Origin of the sequence: Pseudomonas sp. CNPSo 3701, from assembly GCF_028674975.1 — a bacterium.
GTDB classification, from domain to species: Bacteria; Pseudomonadota; Gammaproteobacteria; order Pseudomonadales; family Pseudomonadaceae; genus Aquipseudomonas; species Aquipseudomonas straminea.
In genome coordinates this window covers 726,350-744,251 of record NZ_JAQZSI010000001.1, presented here as the reverse complement: position 1 = coordinate 744,251, position 17,902 = coordinate 726,350, and the positions used below count along the sequence as shown (strand labels likewise).

Here is a 17,902-nt window from a genome sequence, read left to right as displayed (position 1 = left end):
TCGCAATGCAGCCCACGCACCAGATTCGTGCCATGCTAGGCGGCCTGCCGCCAACGCGGTTTCGAAACATGCAGCGTCGGCAGGCCAACCGCCCGCCAGGACGCTCTGCGGTTTCACCATCCTTTATCAGAGGTAACGCCGTTGTCAGACCTAGCTCCAGGCGCATCAACCGCCGGCCAGAGCATCCTGCTCGTGGAAGATTCCGAAGTGGTGCGCATGCTTACGGTGGAAGTGCTCGAAGAGCTCGATTACCGCGTGACCGAAGCAGGCGAAGCCCAGCAGGCGCTGCAGATCCTGCGCAGCGACGAACACATCGACCTGCTGATGACCGACATAGGTCTGCCCGGTATGAGCGGCCAGGAACTGGCGGTTGCTGCGCGCCAACTGCGTCCCGATCTCAAGGTGCTGTACGCCAGCGGTTACGCAGAAAGCGTGGAGATCGACAAGAGCGAGCCGGCCAACCGCACCTCGATCATCGGCAAACCCTTCTCGCTCGATGCACTGCGCGACAAGGTGCAGAGCATGCTCGGCAACTGACAGGCTTGGCTCCAGATCGGCCAATTCGCTGGCTGGCACTGGAATTGCGAGGCGGATATCAGTAGGGTGCGCGTCTTTTTCATCCTGCAGCCTGCTTGCCCGTCTTTTTTGCGGCGTGGCGACAACAGCCTGCGATGATGCGACACCCCTGCGACCGTGACGGCAACGGGCCAGTAACGACCTTGGCGCCCCCTGGGGCCTATGCTAGGTTTGCTGCCCACAGCCCCGCCGAACACGGATTCCATCCGCACAAGAATTAAGAGGACTGCTTGATGGCTGAGGCCACGCCCGCGCTGGAAATCCGCAATCTGCACAAACGCTATGGCGACCTCGAAGTGCTCAAAGGCATTTCTCTCACGGCACGCGACGGTGACGTGATCTCCATTCTCGGCTCGTCCGGCTCAGGCAAATCGACCTTCCTGCGCTGCATCAACCTGCTGGAAAATCCCCATCAGGGCCAGATCCTCGTGGCCGGCGAAGAGCTCAAGCTCAAGGCACAGAAGAACGGCGAACTGATCGCCGCCGACAACCGCCAGATCAATCGCCTGCGCAGCGAAATCGGCTTCGTGTTCCAGAATTTCAATCTCTGGCCACACATGACCGTGCTGGACAACATCACCGAAGCACCGCGCCGCGTGCTCGGCAAGAGCAAGGCAGAGGCCCGCGAAATCGCCGAGGGGCTGCTGGCCAAGGTCGGCATCGCCGACAAGCGCCACGTCTACCCCAATCAGCTTTCCGGTGGCCAGCAGCAGCGTGCGGCCATCGCCCGCACCCTGGCGATGCAGCCCAAGGTAATCCTGTTCGACGAACCGACTTCGGCCCTCGACCCGGAAATGGTACAAGAAGTGCTTACTGTGATCCGCGCACTCGCCGAAGAAGGCCGGACCATGCTGCTGGTGACCCACGAGATGAGCTTCGCTCGCCAGGTTTCCAGCCAGGTGGTATTCCTGCACCAGGGTGTGGTCGAGGAACAGGGCACGCCCGATCAGGTGTTCGACAACCCGACGTCGGCGCGCTGCAAACAATTCATGTCCAGCAATCGTTAAACACGGAGCAATCACGCATGCATAGCTATAAGAAGATTCTGCTGGCAGCTGCCGCCACTCTGGCTTTCGGCACCAGTGCCGTCGCTGCTGACAAACTGAAGATCGGCACCGAAGGCGCCTACCCACCCTTCAACCTCATCGACGCCAGCGGCCAGGTCGGCGGCTTCGACGTGGAAATCGGCCAGGCCCTGTGCGCCAAGATGAAAGCCGAGTGCGAAGTGGTCACCTCCGACTGGGACGGCATCATCCCGGCTCTGAACGCCAAGAAGTTCGACTTCCTGATCGCCTCCATGTCGATCACCGACGAGCGCAAGCAGGCCGTGGACTTCACCAATCCGTACTACACCAACAAGCTGCAGTTCATCGCCCCGAAAAGCGCTGACTTCAAGACCGACAAGGCCAGCCTGAAAGGCAAGGTCATCGGCGCCCAGCGCGCGACCATCGCCGGCACCTGGCTGGAAGACAACATGGGCGGCGTGGTGGACGTGAAACTCTACGACACCCAGGAAAACGCTTACCTGGACCTGGCCTCCGGCCGCGTCGACGGCGTGCTGGCCGACACCTTCGTGAACTGGGAATGGCTCAAGAGCGACGCCGGCAAGGACTTCGAATTCAAGGGCGACCCGGTATTCGACAACGACAAGATCGGCATCGCCGTGCGCAAGGGCGACGCCCTGCGCGAGCGCCTGAACAAGGCCCTCGAGGAAATCGTTGCCGACGGCACCTACAAGAAGATCAACGACAAGTACTTCCCCTTCAGCATCTACTAAGCAGCCTGCCCGCGTCGCCACTGGCGGCGCGGGCCTTTGAGTTTCCATGAATTTCGATCTTTCCGGATTCGGCCCGGCCCTGGCCGCCGGCACCCTGATGACCGTGCAACTGGCGCTCAGCGCCCTGTGCGTCGGCCTGGTGCTCGGCCTGCTCGGCGCCTTCGCCAAGACTTCGCCCTACAAGCCACTGCAGTGGCTTGGCGGCACCTACTCGACCCTGGTTCGCGGCGTGCCCGAACTGCTCTGGGTACTGCTCATCTATTTCGGCACCGTGGGGCTGATGCGTGGCCTCGCCGAACTACTCGGCGTCGAGAGCCTCGAGCTGTCGCCCTTCGCTGCCGGCGTCATCGCCCTGGGTCTGTGCTTCGGCGCCTACGCCACTGAAGTGTTTCGCGGCGCGATCCTGGCCATCCCCAAGGGCCACCGTGAAGCCGGCCAGGCCCTGGGCCTGTCCAAGGGCCGCATTCTATGGCGCGTGGTGATGCCACAGATGTGGCGCATCGCCCTGCCCGGCCTGGGCAACCTGTTCATGATCCTGATGAAGGACACCGCCCTGGTATCGGTCATCGGCCTCAACGAGCTGATGCGCCGGTCGCAGATCGCCGTGACCGCCAGCAAGGAGCCCTTCACCTTTTACATGGTCGCCGCGTTCATCTACCTAGGCCTGACCATCATTGCCATGATTGGCCTGCACTTCCTCGAGAAGCGTGCGAGCCGCGGCTTCAAGCGGAGTGAGGCATGAACTGGGACGTCATCATCACCTGGCTGCCGCGCCTAGCCCAAGGCGCTGTGCTGACCATCGAGCTGGTCGCCGTGGCGGTCGTCACTGGCCTGATCCTGGCCATCCCCATGGGCATCGCTCGCGCCTCGCGTCACTGGTACGTGCGCGCCATGCCCTACGGCTACATCTTCTTCTTCCGCGGCACGCCGCTGCTGGTACAGCTGTTCCTGGTCTACTACGGCCTGGCGCAGTTCGACGCCGTGCGCCAGGGCCCGCTGTGGCCGTACCTGCGCGACCCGTACTGGTGCGCGGTGATCACCATGACCCTGCACACCACCGCCTATATCGCCGAGATTCTGCGTGGTGCCATCCAGTCCGTACCGCCGGGTGAAATTGAAGCGGCACGGGCGCTGGGCATGTCGCGGGCGCAGGCCATGCTGCACATCGTGCTGCCACGGGCGGCGCGCATTGGCCTGCCGGCGTACAGCAACGAAGTGATCCTAATGCTCAAGGCCAGCGCCCTGGCCAGCACCGTGACACTGCTGGAACTGACCGGTATGGCGCGCACCATGAACGCGCGCACCTACCTACCGGTCGAGGGCTTCTTCGCTGCCGGGGTGTTCTATCTGCTGATCACCTTCGTGCTGATCAACGCCTTCAAGCTGCTGGAACGCTGGCTGCGCGTCGACGCCTGCCAGGGCCGCTAGGGTGACGACAGGGCGCAAGCCCCGTCGCAGTCGCTTATGACAACCGAATCTATCCCGCCCCTCAGTGGCGTCGAGCTGCTCCAGCGCTTCCAGGCGCTGGACAAGTTTCTCGTCGCCCACCAGGCGCTGTGGAAACCCCGGCCGTTCACGCATCAGACGCTGCCCTGGGAACAGCAATACCCCGAGCTGGCCGCCTGGCTGCGCAGCCGTACCCTGGAGCAGGCAGAAGCCAGCCACAACCAGCCGACGGCACTGAGCGACGCACCGGCGCCCTTCCCCGAACTGGCCTGGCAGGCCGAGCACCTGAGCCAAGTCGGCGACCTGCCCCAGCAGCCTTCGGCTGACCTGCCACCGCGCTTCTCGGTGGACGTTCCCGGTCGCAAGTGGCAGCAGATACGCGCATTCGGCAGCAGCCTGGGCTTCGCCCAACAACCGCAGCACTGGCTGGACTGGTGCGCCGGCAAAGGCCACCTCGGCCGCGTACTCGCCCACGGCGGCCAGCAGCTGACCTGCCTGGAATACGACCAGGCATTGGTAACCAGCGGCGCCGAACTGAGCCTGCGCCTGGGGATAACCGCCCAACATATCGAGCAGGACGTACTCGCCGAGAGCGCCGCAGCCCAACTGCACGCCGAGCAAACCCCCGTCGCCCTGCACGCCTGCGGCGACCTGCACGTACGCCTGATGCAGCTGGCCAGCGCTGCGGGCTGTCGCCAGCTGGCCATCGCGCCCTGCTGCTACAACCGCGTAGCGGCAGCCGGCTACCAGCCGTTATCCACAACCGCACTGGGTTCGCCGCTGCGCCTCTCGCTGGACGACCTGGCCCTGCCCATGAGCGAAACCGTGACCGCCGGCAACCGAGTACGCCAGCAGCGCGACCAGTCCATGGCCTGGCGCCTGGCCTTCAACCTGCTGCAGCGCGGGCTGCGCGGCGTCGACACCTACCTGCCCACGCCCTCGCTGCCGCCCGCCTGGCTGAAGAAACCTTTCTCCGATTACTGCCGCGACCTCGCAGAACTCAAGCAACTGCCCGCTGTTGGCGAACACGACTGGCAACGCCTGGAAGCAGCCGGCTGGCAACGCCTGGCCAAGGTGCGCAATCTGGAGTTGGTACGCGACCTGTTCCGCCGCCCCCTGGAACTCTGGTTGGTACTCGACCGCGCCCTGTATCTGCAGGAGCAGGGCTATGCCGTACGTTTCGGCCAGTTCTGCGCCGCGCACCTGACCCCACGTAACCTGCTGCTGCTCGCCGAGCGCCCCTGAGTTGCGCACACAATCTGTGGATAACTCTGTTCACAGAAGCTGAGCAAACCACGCCAGCCCGCCACCCATAACGCGCGGCCAAAGCTGACCACTTTTTAATCACCAATAAAAAGCTATACAGAACAGTCACTTGCCAAAACTGTGAAAGGCTGCGTAGAAATTCTCTAAAAAGCCTCTATCCGCTGCCCATTTGTGTATAAGCCCCAGCCAGAGCGGCTGGAACGGCCGTAAAAAAGCTGCCTCGCGCCGCTTTACTCGTGCAAACGAATGGATATAATGGCGCCCCTCAAAGCCGGTATAGCTCAGCTGGTAGAGCAACTGACTTGTAATCAGTAGGTCCCGGGTTCGACTCCTGGTGCCGGCACCATACAACACAAGGCCTCGCAGAAATGCGGGGCCTTGTCGTTTCTGAAGTCGGCATATTGCTCATCTTCCCCTCGCTTAATCACCCTATCGCACCCGCCGTCGAACCGACTACGCTACGTCCATCACCAAACGGAGCCACCATGGCAGATAACCCGCTCGGCGCCGGTCTACGGCTGCCTGATGATGTGCCGCTCGTGCGCAAGCTGGGCCATGAGCTGATCGAGTTTCTGCCGGTTGGGGTTTACCTCTGCAACGCGGCGGGGCAGCTGACGACCTATAACTCCAAGGCGGCAGAGATCTGGGGTGAGGCGCCGGATATCAGCCAGGGGCAGGTCAGGTACACAGGCGCCTATCGCCTGCGTAGCGAGGACGGCGCCCATATGCCGCTTGAGCAGTCACCGCTGGCGGCGGTGCTGCTCAGCAAGAAGCCGATCACCAACCTGCGCATGATTGTCGAGCAGCGCGACGGCAGTCAGGTTCCGATTCTCGCCAACATCGTTCCCCTGCTCGACAAGGACGGGGCCATGGTCGGCTTTATGAACAGCATCCAGGATCTGCGCCAGCAGGCGGCTCAGGTGCAGATGCAGAGCAACCTGCACAACGCCTTGCTGCAGGCCCAGAAGATGGAGCAGATCGGCAAGGTCGGCGGCGGTGTCGTCCACGAGTTCACCAATCAGCTGACCAGCCTGTCGATGAGCCTGGCGCTGATGGAGAAGGAGATCCGCGACGTCGGTTCGGAGCAATTGCAGGCGCGCTACGCACTGTGCCGGGAGGCCACCGACAAGGTCACGGAGCTGGCCGAAGGTTTGCTGCTGTTCGCTCGCACACGGCCTAGAACGCTGGAGCGTATCGATCCCAACCAGTTGCTACTGGGCATGAGCACGCTGGTCGGCAACGAGGTAGGCCAGGCGATCAGCTGCCAATTCAGCCTGGCCACCGACAGCAGCTTCCTGCGCGCCAATCGTCAGCACCTGGAAAGCGCCATCATCAACTTGGTGGCCAATGCACGCGATGCCATGCCCAATGGCGGCCAGCTGACGCTGAGCACCTTTAATACCCATCTGGACCGCAGCAACTTCCCCGAGCACAACGCCAACTTCAAGGCCGGGCGATACGTGGCGATCCGTATCGCCGATACCGGAAGCGGCATCGCCCCGGAGGCGCTGGAGCATATCTTCGCGCCCTTCTATACCACCCGCTCGGCCGACAAGAGCACCGGACTGGGCCTGACCATGGTCAAGAGTTTCGTGACCGACATGAACGCCCAACTGACCGTGACCAGTCGGCTGGGCGAAGGCACCAGCGTGAGCCTGTATTTCCCTTGCTACGGCACCGAGCATTCATTGGCCATCATCGGCAGTGACAGAACCTCGAACGGGGAGTGACAGCTGGCCACTGGCCGGATTACTGTATGCACATACAGCAACCCGAGAGCCCATCCATGACTCAACAAGCTGCCTCCGCCACCTCCTATGAACAGCTCGGTGCCCGGGTTTCCCGGGCCATCAACGCGCCGGCCGCCCAGCGCTCGCGCTCGGCGGTGCTGCTGCGCGCCGAAGGCGACAGCCCCGAAGACTGGACGCGTTTGCTCGACGAGATCGCCGAGAATGACAACGTCACCATCGCCTGGCGCGACGATGGAGTGCAGCTGTTCTGGACGGTACCAGCGGAGGATTGAGGCTTGCCTGACGAGCCTAGCAAGGCTCGTCAGGCAGCCGGTCAGGTAGCCACCTGGCTGGAGAACTGGCTGACCGCTGCGACCACGCACTCGGCGTCATTCTGGATGTTCTGGATCACCGCGTCGGAGTCATTGGCCATGGTCAGCGCCTGAGTCGCCAGTTCGCGACTGCGGGTGATCACGTCAACCGCGCCGGAGGCCAGCGTCTGGTTATGCTGCACCACGGCGACGATCTCCTGAGTCGCCTTGGAGGTGCGCGAGGCGAGCTGACGAACCTCGTCGGCTACCACGGCAAAACCACGGCCCTGCTCGCCGGCGCGGGCCGCTTCGATGGCGGCATTGAGCGCCAGCAGGTTGGTCTGGTCGGCGATGCCGCTGATCGCTGCGACGATGGTCTCCACCGCCTTGCCCTGCTCGTCCAGTGCCTGGATGCTCTGGGTGGCACTCTCCATGGCGCTGGCCAGGCGATGCAGCACCTCGACGGTCTCGCGGATCACCTCACGCCCCTTGCTGGCGCTGGCGTCGGTTTGCAGCGAAGTGCTGTAGGCCAGGTTGGCGGCCTTGGCGACGGCCTGCTCCATGTTCACCTGCTCGGTGATCACGGTGGCGAGCTTGACCACCTTGTAGAGCTTGCCGTGCAGATCGATGATGGGGTTGTAGGAGGCCTCCAGCCACACGTCACGACCAGCGCTGTCGATGCGCCGGAAGCGGTCGACCACGAATTCGCCGCGGCGCAGGCGCTCCCAGAACTGTCGATAAGCCTCCGAGGCGCTCTCCTCGGGTGTGCAGAACATATGGTGATGCTTGCCGACCACTTGGGCCAGGTTGTAACCCATGCCGCGCAAGAACAGATCATTCGCGGTGATCACCGTGCCGTCGAGGTTGAACTCGATCACCGCCGTGGAGCGCATCAGTGCCTTGACCAGGCTTTCGTTTTCCAGCGAGGCCTCGATGGTTCGCGTCAGGTTGCTGGAGTGGATCACCAACTGCTGCTTGCCAGTCTGTACATCGTTCATGGGCACTACCACCGAACGCAGCCACACGTGGCGACCATCCTTGCCCAGCAGACGCAGCGCGCCGCTGAAATGTCGACGCTCCCTGATGGCCGACAGCGCCCGCGACTGGTGCGGGTCACGGGCCAGCTCCGGCGGCGACAGCTGAGCCAAGGCCTGGCCTTCGACATCGCCGGGGCGATAGCCCAACTCGCTTTGAAACAGCTCGTTGACCCGCTCGATACGCCCGCCAGCCTCGAGCTGGATGATGATCATTTCTTTGTCGAGGTTCTCCCTTACCTCCTCCTGCACGGCTAAGCGAGCTTCCAGCTGCTTGTTGATCTGTTTGAGGTGAGAGTTGAACACGATGTGAACTCCAGGATGGGTAACGCTGCATCGGCTTGTCTAAGGGAAACTTGAAGAGCCCAGCATGGCGCTGACAATAGCCTGAAGAGGCGCTCTGCGCCTGACAATCTGGCGAGCGAAACATCCCCATACAAGCTGAAGGCCCAGGATGCAGATGCGATGCCCTCAGCCAACTTCCTGACCAATCGAACAAAAAGCCTGAACACCGCGCGCCGCTTCGCTGTCGGACATTTGGAAGAAGTTCCGTGAGAGCCTCCAATAGTTTGTTGCAATGCGTTGCAGCGGCTGATCGCGCGATCCGGAACAACTCCCGACGCAGCGTCGTGGTGCCGAAAAACCACTATTCGTACCGGCCCAAGCAGTCGACGCGCGTCATGGATGCCCGTGCATCCGCCTGCCACCCTCGGGTGGCTCCGTATCAGACAGCCTGAGCCGGGCAGTGGATGCCCGGCGTTCGAGGAGATCACATGTCCAAAGAAGCCCCACGGGGGTTGAGCCGGCGCTCGCTGCTCAAGGCCTCGGCCAGCGTGGCAGCCGGCGTTGCCGCCACTGCCCAGGCCGCCACCATCAGCGGTGTGCCGCAGTGGCTGCCGTTCGATCACAACGGCCCGCTGCATTACGACGCCAAGGGCTGGCAGTTTCTGACCGCCGATGAAGCCCACGAACTGGAAGCCATCGCCGAGCAGCTGATTCCGGCCGATGACTTGTCCCCGAGCGGCAAGGAGGCAGGCTGTGCGGTGTTCATCGACCGCCAGTTGGCTGGCCAGTACGGTACCTACGAGCGCCTTTACCAGCAGGGCCCCTTCGTGCCGGACATCGAGCCGGGCTCTGAACAGTTGCCCCGCGAACGCTATCGCCTGGGCCTGGAGCAGCTCGGCAAGCATTGCCAACAGGCTTTCGGCAAACGCTTCAGCGAGCTTAACAGCGAGCAACGCGACGAGGTGCTCAAGGGCCTGGAGTCGGGCGAGGTCACCTTCGAGGCCATCGAGTCCAAGGTGTTCTTCACCCAGGTGCTGCAGAACACCATGGAAGGCTTCTTCGCCGACCCGATCTACGGCGGCAACCGCGACATGGTGAGCTGGAAGATGCTCGGCTTCCCTGGCGCGCGTTACGACTACCGCCCCTACATCGACCGGCACAACGAGAAGCTGGACCTGATCCCGCTGTCGATCGTCGGCAGCTCGGCATGGAATCGTAAAGGATGAGCGGCATGGCCAAGAAACTGCCTGCAACCGACGTCGTGGTAGTAGGGCTCGGCTGGGCCGGCTCGATCATCGCCAAGGAACTGGCCGACGAAGGCCTGCGCGTGATGGGCTTCGAGCGGGGCGCCTGGCGTGACACGGCGAGCGACTTCAACATTGCCTCGGTAGCTGATGAGCTGCGCTACGTGCAGCGCCAGGAGCTGATGCTGCGCACCCGCCAGAACACCTGCACGATGCGCAACAAGCCCAGCGAAACCGCGCTGCCGATGCGCACCTGGGGCTCGTTCCACCCGGGTAATGGCACCGGCGGAGCCGGCAACCACTGGGCCGGCATCACCTTTCGCTTCCAGCCCGAGGAATTCCGCCTCAAGAGCCACCTCACCGAGCGCTACGGTAGCCAGGCCATCGAAGGCCTGACCCTGCAGGATTGGGGTACCACCTGGGAAGAGATGGAGCCGCACTACGACGCTTTCGACCGCGTCGCGGGCATCTCCGGCAAGGCGGGCAACCTCGATGGCAAGATCATCGAAGGCGGCAATCCCTTCGAAGGTCCGCGCTCCAATGAATACCCCAACCCACCGACCAAGCAGACCTACGCGCCCACGCTGTTCGCCGAAGCGGCGCGCAACATGGGCTACAAGCCGTTCCCGGTACCCTCCGCGCTGGCCTCCCAGGGCTATACCAACCAGTACGGCGTGACCATGGGGCCGTGCACCTTCTGCGGCTTCTGCACCAACTACGGCTGCGCCAACTATTCCAAGGCCAGCGCCATCGTCAACGTGCTGCCGGCGCTGGTGCGCATGCCCAACTTCACCGCCAACACCCATTGCGAGGTGCTAGAAGTGACCAAGGACAGCACCGGCAAGCGCGCCACCGGCATCATCTATGTCGATGCCAACGGCGAGAAGTGGGAGCAGCCGGCGGACATCGTGGTGGTCGCCGCCTTCACCTTCGAGAACGTGCGCCTGATGCTGCTCTCCGGCATCGGCGAGCCGTACGACCCGATCAGCAACACCGGCACCACCGGCCGCAACTACGCCTACCAGACGGCCAACAACGTGCAGCTGTTCTTCGATGACAAGAACTTCAACCCCTTCATCGGTGGCGGCGCCATCGGCATGGGCATCGACGAATTCAACAACGACAACTTCGACCATTCCGGCCTGGGCTTCGTCGGCGGTGGCAGCACCCGGGTAACGCCCATCGGCGCTGCGCCGATCAACTCTCGCCCGGTACCGCCCGGCACGCCCAAGTGGGGCAAGGAGTGGAAGAAGACCACGGCGCAGTACTACGCCGCGAGCATGTCCATCGGCTGCGAGGCGAGCAACTACAGCGCGCGTACCAACTACCTGTCGCTTGACCCGACCTACAAGGACCCCCACGGCCGAGCGCTGTTGCGCATCACCTTCGACTTCACCGAAAACGACCTGCGCATGGCCCAGTACGTGACCGACAAGACCGCCGAGATCGCCAAGGCACTGAATCCCAAGATGATGTTTGCCAGCCCGCGCAAGGGGCCCTGGTCGAACACTTCCTACCAGTCGTCCCATGTGGTCGGCGGTTTCGTGATGGGCGCCGACCCGGCGACCAGCTCGGTGAACAAGCACCTGCAGGTGTGGGGCGTGCCCAACCTGTTCGTGGTCGGCGCCTCGGCCTTCCCGCAGAACCCCGGCTACAACCCCACCGGCACCGTCGGCGCTCTGGCCTTCAAAGCCGCCCATGCGATCCGCACCCAGTACCTCAAGCGCCCCGGGGAGATGATCAACATATGAAGACTCTTCTCAGCGTCAGCTTCGCCCTGCTGGCCACCGCCAGCGCCGGGGCCCATGCGCTCGGTGGCCAGGACGCCTACGAGCTGGTAGAGAAAGGCCGCTACATCTCCACACTCGGCGACTGCACGGCCTGCCACACCATCCCCGGCAAACCGCTGTTCTCCGGCGGCGTGGCCATCGACACGCCGTTCGGCAAACTGCTGGGCGCCAACATCACCCCGGACCAGGAAACCGGTATCGGCCGCTGGAGCTTCGAGGAGTTCGAAGCCAGCATGGCCCGCGGCCACCGCCGCGACGGCAAGCAGCTCTATCCAGCCATGCCCTATTCGGCGTACACGAAGGTCACCCGCGCCGATAACCAGGCGCTATGGGCCTACCTGCGCACCATCGAGCCGGTGCACAACAAGGTGGAGACCAACCAGCTGCCATTCCCCTTCAGCCTGCGCATGAACATGAAGGTGTGGAACTGGATGAACTTCGAACAAGGCGAGTTCAAGGCCAAAGCCGACAAGAGCGCCGAATGGAACCGCGGCGCCTATCTGGTGCAGGGCCTGGGCCACTGCGGCAGCTGCCACACGCCGAAGAACCTGCTCGGCGGCGACAAGAACGACGAGTTCCTCCAGGGCGGCGTGCTGCAAGGCTGGATGGCGCCCAATATCACCGGCGCCGCCCATGTCGGTCTTGGCGACTGGAGCGAAGCGGACATCGTTCAGTACCTGAAGACCGGCGCCAACCGTTTCGACATCACCTCCGGGCCGATGGCCGAGGCGGTCGAGCACTCGACCCAGCACTGGCGTGACGAGGACCTGATGGCTGTGGCCGTCTACCTCAAGGACCTCGATCACGAGCACGACAAGCCCAAAGCGCTGGACGCGGATGATCCGGTAATGAAGGCCGGCAGCGCCATCTACGCCGACCGCTGCTCGGGCTGCCACACGCCCAATGGCGACGGCATTGCCACACTGTTTCCCAAGCTGGCCAACGCGCCGCTGGTAAACGCTCAGGATGCCGCCTCCATGATCCGCGTCGTGCTGGCCGGCAACCGTGCCGTGAGCACCGATTCAGCGCCCACCGGCCCGGCGATGCCGGCCTTCGCCTGGAACCTGTCGGACGAAAACGTCGCCGACGTGCTGACCTACATCCGCAACAGCTGGGGCAACGCCGCCGCACCGATCAGTGCCGATGAAGTGCGCAAACAGCGAGAGGCCCTGCAGAGCGAGTAAGACAACCTGCAGCGTTGCCGCCGGCCTGCGCCATCAGGCCGGCAGCGACGCCCACTGCAGGCCGGCAAAACTGGTGCGATAATCTGCGCCTTTCAAGTCCGGCGCCGTAACGCAGGAAAAACACGATGAAGAATTCGCAGCGAGGCTCGGGCCACTTGTTCAGCCTGATGGTGATCGGGCTTATCGTCTGGGGCGCTTACGTCACCGTTTACGTGCCCTACGAGCACCGCAAGTCGATGGACGAATTTCGCAGCAACCCGCCTGCGGTGAGCCCGGCAAAAATGGCGGTGATCGATAGCTACAAGACTCGGCCGGCCCCTGCTCAACTACCCCATGGCATGTACAGCGGCAGCGTCGAGCAGGATGGCTACCCGATGACCATCAGCTTCACCTTCGGTGACGACGGGCAGATCACCAAGAAAGCGCATATCAAGACCTACGATTTCTCGGCCTCGGCGCGTTATCGCCTCGACGGCGCGGTGATGCTGTTCAGTGACGTGAAAGGCGACGCGGTGCTGTTTCCGCAGCCGGGCGAGCCGTTGGACGTGATCGGCGACAGCGAGATTCGTATCCCTGGGCCGGACAAGCCGCTGGTGCTGACTCGCCAGTAAACATGGGCGCTACGCGTTCTGGTCGCGCTCGTTGTCGATCAGCTGCGCCACCTTGGCGGCTGCCTCCACTTCGCTGGCGAAGAAGTGCTGCTGATCATCGGCGGTGACCACCTGAAAGATTTCTTCCTCGCCCAAGTGCCGCTGCTCTTCGGGTATCTCGCTGCCCTGCAATTTTTTCAATCTCACGGCCATCGCGGCGCACTCCTGATGGGTAACCCTGCAGCTATGACTGGCCAGGCTCCGGCGAAGTGCTGGGTAAATTTTGTGCCGGATGATGGCAGCCGTGCGGATGCTCAGCCGCCGGACATGGCACTCTGGAGCACCTTGGTAAGGATGCGCGACAGCTGGTCCACTGAATAAGGCTTTTGCAGCAACTCGAAGCCGTGGCTGCCCTCTTCGGCCAGCACCTCGCTGTAGCCGGAGGTCAGCACCACCGGCAGCAATGGATGACGGTGCTGGATGGTCTTGCCCAGGTCGATGCCATTCATGCCGGGCATCATCACGTCGGAAAACACCACATCGAAGGTCTGGGCGGCGTCTCCCAGAAGAGCCAGCGCCTGCTCGGCATTCCTTGCCAGGGTGGGCAGGTAGCCGAGCTCCTGCAGCGCGCTGATGCAGAAGTTGCCGACATCGATGTTGTCTTCGACGACCAGCACGCGGGTGCCGTGGGCGCCCTTCAGCAGCTGCGGTTCGGCCATGGTGGCGCGAGGCGACGGCGCCTGCGCGACACGCGGCAGGTACAGGGTGAACGCAGTGCCCTCACCCACCACGCTGTCGACCACGATTTCGCCGCCTGACTGCTTGGCGAAACCGAACACCTGGGATAGGCCCAGACCGGTGCCCTTACCCACTTCCTTGGTGGTGAAAAATGGATCGAAGATCGTCTCCAGATGCGCCGGTTCGATGCCGGTGCCGTTGTCGGCGATGGACACGGCGACGAACTCGCCATCGACCGCAGCGCCCATGCGACTGGCCGGAATCTGCATGCAGGGCGCAACGCGAATGCGAATGCGGCCCGCGCCGTTGAGTGCGTCGCGGGCATTGAGCGCCAGGTTGACCACGGCCGTATCGAACTGATTGGTATCGGCGTACACGTGGCACGGCTGCTCAGGCAAATCGAGGAGCAGTTCGATGCAGGTGCCGTTGAGGGTCGCCAGCATGTCGGTCAGGGCCTGCAGGCTTTTCCCCACTGCAAACACTTCAGGGTTCAGGGTCTGACGCCGGGCGAAGGACAGCAGCTGGCCGGTCAGCCGCGCGGCACGGTCGACCGTATCGGAAATCGCCTCTAGATAACGCAGCCGCCTCTCGTCCGGCAGACCGGGTCGTTTGAGCAGATTGCTGGAGGAGCGGATGACGGTCAGCAGGTTGTTGAAGTCATGGGCCACGCCGCCGGTAAGTTGGCCGACCGCTTCGAGCTTCTGCGCCTGACGCAGCGCCGACTGAGTACGCTCCAGCTCCTGCTGCGCGCGCAACTGCTCGGTGATGTCGTGGGCGAAATGGAAGGCGCCGATGACCTGCCCGTCAGCATCACGCAGTGGCGTGTAGGCCAGGTCGTAATGGCGCAGCTCATCTGTGGGCAGGCCGTACTGGGCGGCGACGCGGAAGGTTTCGCCGCTCAGGGCGCGCTGCATGTAGCCACGCAGGCCGCGGCCCTGCTGCTCGGGAATCAGCTCGGGCAGCACTTCGCCGCCAGCCAGCGTCACGCCGTAGAGTTCACGCATGGCGCGGGCGTGGGCCTGGTTGAAGGCGACCTGCCGGCACTCGGTATCGAAGATGCAGATCGGCACAGCATTGGCTTCGATCACATCGTGGAACAGGCGCAGCTTGGCGGTGCGCTCAGCCACCTGCTGCTCGAGGGTGGCGTTGAGTTCGCGCAGTTGCGCCTCGCTGGCCTTGAGCGCGGCCTCGGCCTCCTTGCGGGCGCTGATATCGGAGGCCGCGCCCAGCCAGCTAGTGATGCTGCCATCGGCGGCAAATAGCGGCACTGCACGTACGTGAGCCCAGCCGATGGTGCCATCGACCCGGTTGACCGGATGCTCGATGTGGTAGATGCCGGTGGCGATGGCCCGCTCGATTTCCGCACGCACCATATCGCGGGCCTCGGCAGGAATGTATTCGTCCAGCCAGTTGCTGTTGGTGGTTTGCGTATCGGGGATGAAGTTGCCGCCATTGAGCTCGTGCAACTGGCTCCAGTCGGCGCTGATATAGAAGCGCACCTCGGAGGACGAGCGCACCAGGGCGTCCAGGTGCTGCTCGCTGTCACGCAATGCCTGGGCGGCCTTGACGTGTTCGGTGGTCTCGCGGGTATAGCACAGCACGCCGGCGATCAGTCCGGCATCGTCACGCAGCGGCGAGAACGAATAGCTCCACCAGGTCTGCTCTGGTTCGCCGTGCCGCGCCATTTTGATGGGCACATCGACGTAGCGCACAGCTTCGCCCTGCATGGCCTGCATAAGCGGCGTACGTACCGCTTCCCAGGCATCCGCCCACAATACCGGCAGCGGCTGTCCAAGGGCACCCGACAGGCGCGGCCCGAAAATCGGCCGGTAGGCATCGTTATAGAAGAAGGTCAGCTCCGGGCCCCAGACCAGATACATGCTTTCCGGGGAATTGAGCATCAGTTCGAGCGCGCTGCACAGCGCCAGCGGCCAGGTGTCGGGCGTACCCAGTGGGCTGCTTGTCCAGTCGTGATCACGGATTAGGGCGCCGGTTTCGCCGCCGCCAATCAGAAACGCTCGTTGTTCCATGGGACCCGCATTCATATCCATTGCAGTTGAACGACAGCCCTCGGGGCGGATGTGCCAGCCAGTCCAATGCCAGGACAGGCAGCGCCGGATACAGAGTGCGATGTGACGCGGGCAGTTCAGACGCTATCGATAGGGTTGATCAGCCGAGCCTGGCTCAAGGTAGCCGATCATACGCCATCGGCTGAGCGTAACGCTGCTGAATACGCGCCAGCTCGCCACTGGCGCGCAACTGATCGAGGGCCTCAGCCCAGGCGGCGACCGTGGCGTCGTCACTGTCCTTGCTGAAGACGATGTACAGCGCCGAGCGATACAGCGTGACCGGCACCCGCCGCAGCGTGCCCGGGGCGATGCCAAGCTGGGCGCTGTAATAGGCCACACCGGCATCGGTATCGCCGACGATGATCCCAGTGCGCCCGGCGAGCAGCATGCGATAGAGCTGCTGGCTGCTGGTCGCGCTCTTGTCCAGATTGCCGAAACCCTGGGCCTCGAGCACGTCAGGAATAAGCCCGGCATGCCGGGTGGTGATCTGTGGCGCCTGGCGCAACTGCTCGAGGGAATCCACCGGCGGCGTTCCGACCAGTTGGTAGGGATGGATCGCCTCCTCGGCGATGGGCCCCACCCACTTGTAAAGCGGCTCGCGCTCGGGCGTGCGGAACATCGAATACATGATGGTTCTGGGGTGATTCGTCAGCACCAGGGAGCTGCGCATGCTCGGCATCATCACGATGTCGAAACTGTCGCCGGTCAGCATCATGATCGCCTGCACGATATCCGTGGCCATGCCGGTGAGTTGATCACCCTGCTGATAGTTGTAGGGCGCCCATTCCTCGGTGACGATCTGATAGGGCTCGGCCCGGGCGAAGGTGCCAAGCAGCAGGCAGAGCAGCGCAAGGGGCAGACGCGAAAGCTTCAAAGGGATGACCTGGGGTCGGGCGGCGCCGGAGTGACAGGGGATAGTGTCTTGAGCATAGCCGCTACGATCTCAGCCGCGCTCGCTGGCCAGCGCCTCGATCATGAAGTCAACAAAGGCGCGAACCCGCGGCGACAGGTGCCGGGACTGCGGATAGATGATGGATATCACATCCGCTGCCGGCTCCCAGGTATCTAAAACCGGTACCAGCCGGCCAGCGTCGATTTCGCCTTTCACGTGATAGTCGTGAATCTGCCCAAGGCCGAAGCCGGCCAACGCTGCGGTATGCAGAGCCAGGCCATCGTTGAAGGTCAACGAACCTCTGGGCTGGAAAGCGCGCGGCTCATCCGCCGCCTGGAAAGCCCAGGCACGTGAGCGCCCGGTTTCGTGATAGGTCAGCGCCAGGCAATTGTGCTGCGCCAGATCGTCCGGTGATTCGGGCACACCATACCTGGCGAAGTAGCCGGGCGTGCCCACCACGCGACGGCGCACCTGAAGCAGCGGCCGGGCGATCAGGCTGGAATCTTCCAGAGGGCCGAAGCGAATGGCCACGTCCATACCCTCATCCACCAGATTGACGTAGCGGTCGGTGATCGAGACCGCCAGATCGACCTGCGGATAGCGCGCCTGAAATTCGCCCAGAAGCGGCACTACCCGGTTGCGACCGAAGGATACCGGCAGGCTGAGCCGGAGGGTGCCCGTCGGCTGTCGCCCCGCCCGGCATAGCACCAGTCTGGCGTCGTTGAGATCGGCCAGCACCTGCCGGCAACGATGGAAGAACGCCTCGCCATCGACCGTCAGATTGACGCTGCGCGTGGTACGCACCAGCAGTGCCGTGTCCACCTGGGCCTCCAGACGCTTGATGGCATTGCTCACACCGGCCTGGGTAATCCCCAACGCCTCGGCCGCCCGTACAAAGCTCTTACGCTCGGCCACCTCGACGAAGATGCCCAGCGTCTTGAGATCCAGATCCATAGGTTTTTCACCCACT

16 protein-coding genes, 1 tRNA gene and 2 pseudogenes are annotated in these 17,902 nt (G+C 63.3%); 13 read left to right on the top strand and 6 right to left on the bottom strand.

The window, feature by feature from the left end:
* Positions 1-192: 192 nt before the first annotated feature.
* The 9 genes from PVA39_RS03380 (at position 193) to PVA39_RS03340 (ending at position 7,088) form a co-directional block, all read left to right on the top strand.
* Entirely contained in the window at positions 193-537 is a 345-nt protein-coding gene (locus tag PVA39_RS03380) for a response regulator (protein ID WP_279626485.1), read from the top strand.
* Between the two features lie 272 nt (positions 538-809).
* On the top strand, positions 810-1,583 hold the full coding sequence (locus PVA39_RS03375; protein WP_274122834.1) for an ABC transporter ATP-binding protein: 774 nt from the start codon (positions 810-812) through the stop codon (positions 1,581-1,583).
* A gap of 17 nt (positions 1,584-1,600) precedes the next feature.
* A complete protein-coding gene (locus PVA39_RS03370) occupies positions 1,601-2,353 on the top strand; it encodes an ABC transporter substrate-binding protein (protein WP_093500100.1) in 753 nt (250 codons plus the stop codon).
* Between the two features lie 46 nt (positions 2,354-2,399).
* A complete protein-coding gene (locus PVA39_RS03365) occupies positions 2,400-3,095 on the top strand; it encodes an ABC transporter permease (protein WP_274122833.1) in 696 nt (231 codons plus the stop codon).
* Positions 3,092-3,781 carry an ABC transporter permease gene (locus PVA39_RS03360; protein ID WP_274122832.1) on the top strand — a complete coding sequence of 230 codons (690 nt, stop codon included), beginning with the start codon at positions 3,092-3,094 and terminating at the stop codon, positions 3,779-3,781. The genes PVA39_RS03365 and PVA39_RS03360 overlap by 4 nt, the downstream gene beginning before the upstream one ends.
* A gap of 36 nt (positions 3,782-3,817) precedes the next feature.
* Entirely contained in the window at positions 3,818-5,044 is a 1,227-nt protein-coding gene (locus tag PVA39_RS03355) for a methyltransferase (RefSeq protein WP_274122831.1), read from the top strand.
* 291 nt (positions 5,045-5,335) lie between these two features.
* A tRNA-Thr gene (locus tag PVA39_RS03350) sits at positions 5,336-5,411 on the top strand.
* Between the two features lie 139 nt (positions 5,412-5,550).
* Positions 5,551-6,795: a two-component system sensor histidine kinase NtrB gene (locus PVA39_RS03345; protein ID WP_274122830.1), complete on the top strand. Its 1,245-nt coding sequence runs from the start codon at positions 5,551-5,553 to the stop codon at positions 6,793-6,795.
* 56 nt (positions 6,796-6,851) lie between these two features.
* Positions 6,852-7,088 carry a DUF1654 domain-containing protein gene (locus PVA39_RS03340; RefSeq protein ID WP_147175640.1) on the top strand — a complete coding sequence of 79 codons (237 nt, stop codon included), beginning with the start codon at positions 6,852-6,854 and terminating at the stop codon, positions 7,086-7,088.
* Positions 7,089-7,129: 41 nt separating this feature from the next.
* On the opposite strand, the pseudogene PVA39_RS23350 reads toward PVA39_RS03340, so the two are convergent.
* Together PVA39_RS23350 and PVA39_RS23345 are read right to left on the bottom strand one after the other, a co-directional pair.
* Positions 7,130-7,483: pseudogene (locus tag PVA39_RS23350) on the bottom strand (methyl-accepting chemotaxis protein); the annotation flags it as partial.
* A gap of 186 nt (positions 7,484-7,669) precedes the next feature.
* A pseudogene (locus PVA39_RS23345) lies at positions 7,670-8,356 on the bottom strand (PAS domain-containing protein); the annotation flags it as partial.
* A 557-nt stretch (positions 8,357-8,913) separates the two neighbouring features.
* Here PVA39_RS23345 and PVA39_RS03330 point away from each other — a divergent pair.
* From PVA39_RS03330 to PVA39_RS03315, 4 genes are all read left to right on the top strand, one after another.
* Complete coding sequence (locus PVA39_RS03330) at positions 8,914-9,651, top strand: gluconate 2-dehydrogenase subunit 3 family protein (protein ID WP_274122828.1); 738 nt, start codon at positions 8,914-8,916, stop codon at positions 9,649-9,651.
* Positions 9,652-9,656: 5 nt separating this feature from the next.
* Positions 9,657-11,420, top strand: a complete 1,764-nt coding sequence (locus PVA39_RS03325) for a GMC family oxidoreductase (protein WP_274122827.1) — start codon at positions 9,657-9,659, stop codon at positions 11,418-11,420.
* A complete protein-coding gene (locus PVA39_RS03320) occupies positions 11,417-12,643 on the top strand; it encodes a c-type cytochrome (RefSeq protein WP_274122826.1) in 1,227 nt (408 codons plus the stop codon). Before PVA39_RS03325 ends, PVA39_RS03320 begins: the two co-directional genes overlap by 4 nt.
* Before the next feature lie 125 nt (positions 12,644-12,768).
* Entirely contained in the window at positions 12,769-13,254 is a 486-nt protein-coding gene (locus tag PVA39_RS03315; RefSeq protein WP_274122825.1) for a hypothetical protein, read from the top strand.
* A gap of 9 nt (positions 13,255-13,263) precedes the next feature.
* Here PVA39_RS03315 and PVA39_RS03310 read toward each other — a convergent pair whose 3' ends face one another.
* The 4 genes from PVA39_RS03310 to PVA39_RS03295 form a co-directional block, all read right to left on the bottom strand.
* Complete coding sequence (locus PVA39_RS03310; protein WP_147175636.1) at positions 13,264-13,446, bottom strand: hypothetical protein; 183 nt, start codon at positions 13,444-13,446, stop codon at positions 13,264-13,266.
* Between the two features lie 101 nt (positions 13,447-13,547).
* Positions 13,548-16,001 (bottom strand): PAS domain-containing protein, encoded by a 2,454-nt coding sequence (locus PVA39_RS03305; RefSeq protein WP_274122824.1) that lies wholly within the window; start codon positions 15,999-16,001, stop codon positions 13,548-13,550.
* Between the two features lie 154 nt (positions 16,002-16,155).
* On the bottom strand, positions 16,156-16,914 hold the full coding sequence (locus PVA39_RS03300; protein ID WP_274122823.1) for a substrate-binding periplasmic protein: 759 nt from the start codon (positions 16,912-16,914) through the stop codon (positions 16,156-16,158).
* 69 nt (positions 16,915-16,983) lie between these two features.
* Complete coding sequence (locus PVA39_RS03295; protein WP_274122822.1) at positions 16,984-17,886, bottom strand: LysR family transcriptional regulator; 903 nt, start codon at positions 17,884-17,886, stop codon at positions 16,984-16,986.
* Positions 17,887-17,902: the final 16 nt, after the last annotated feature.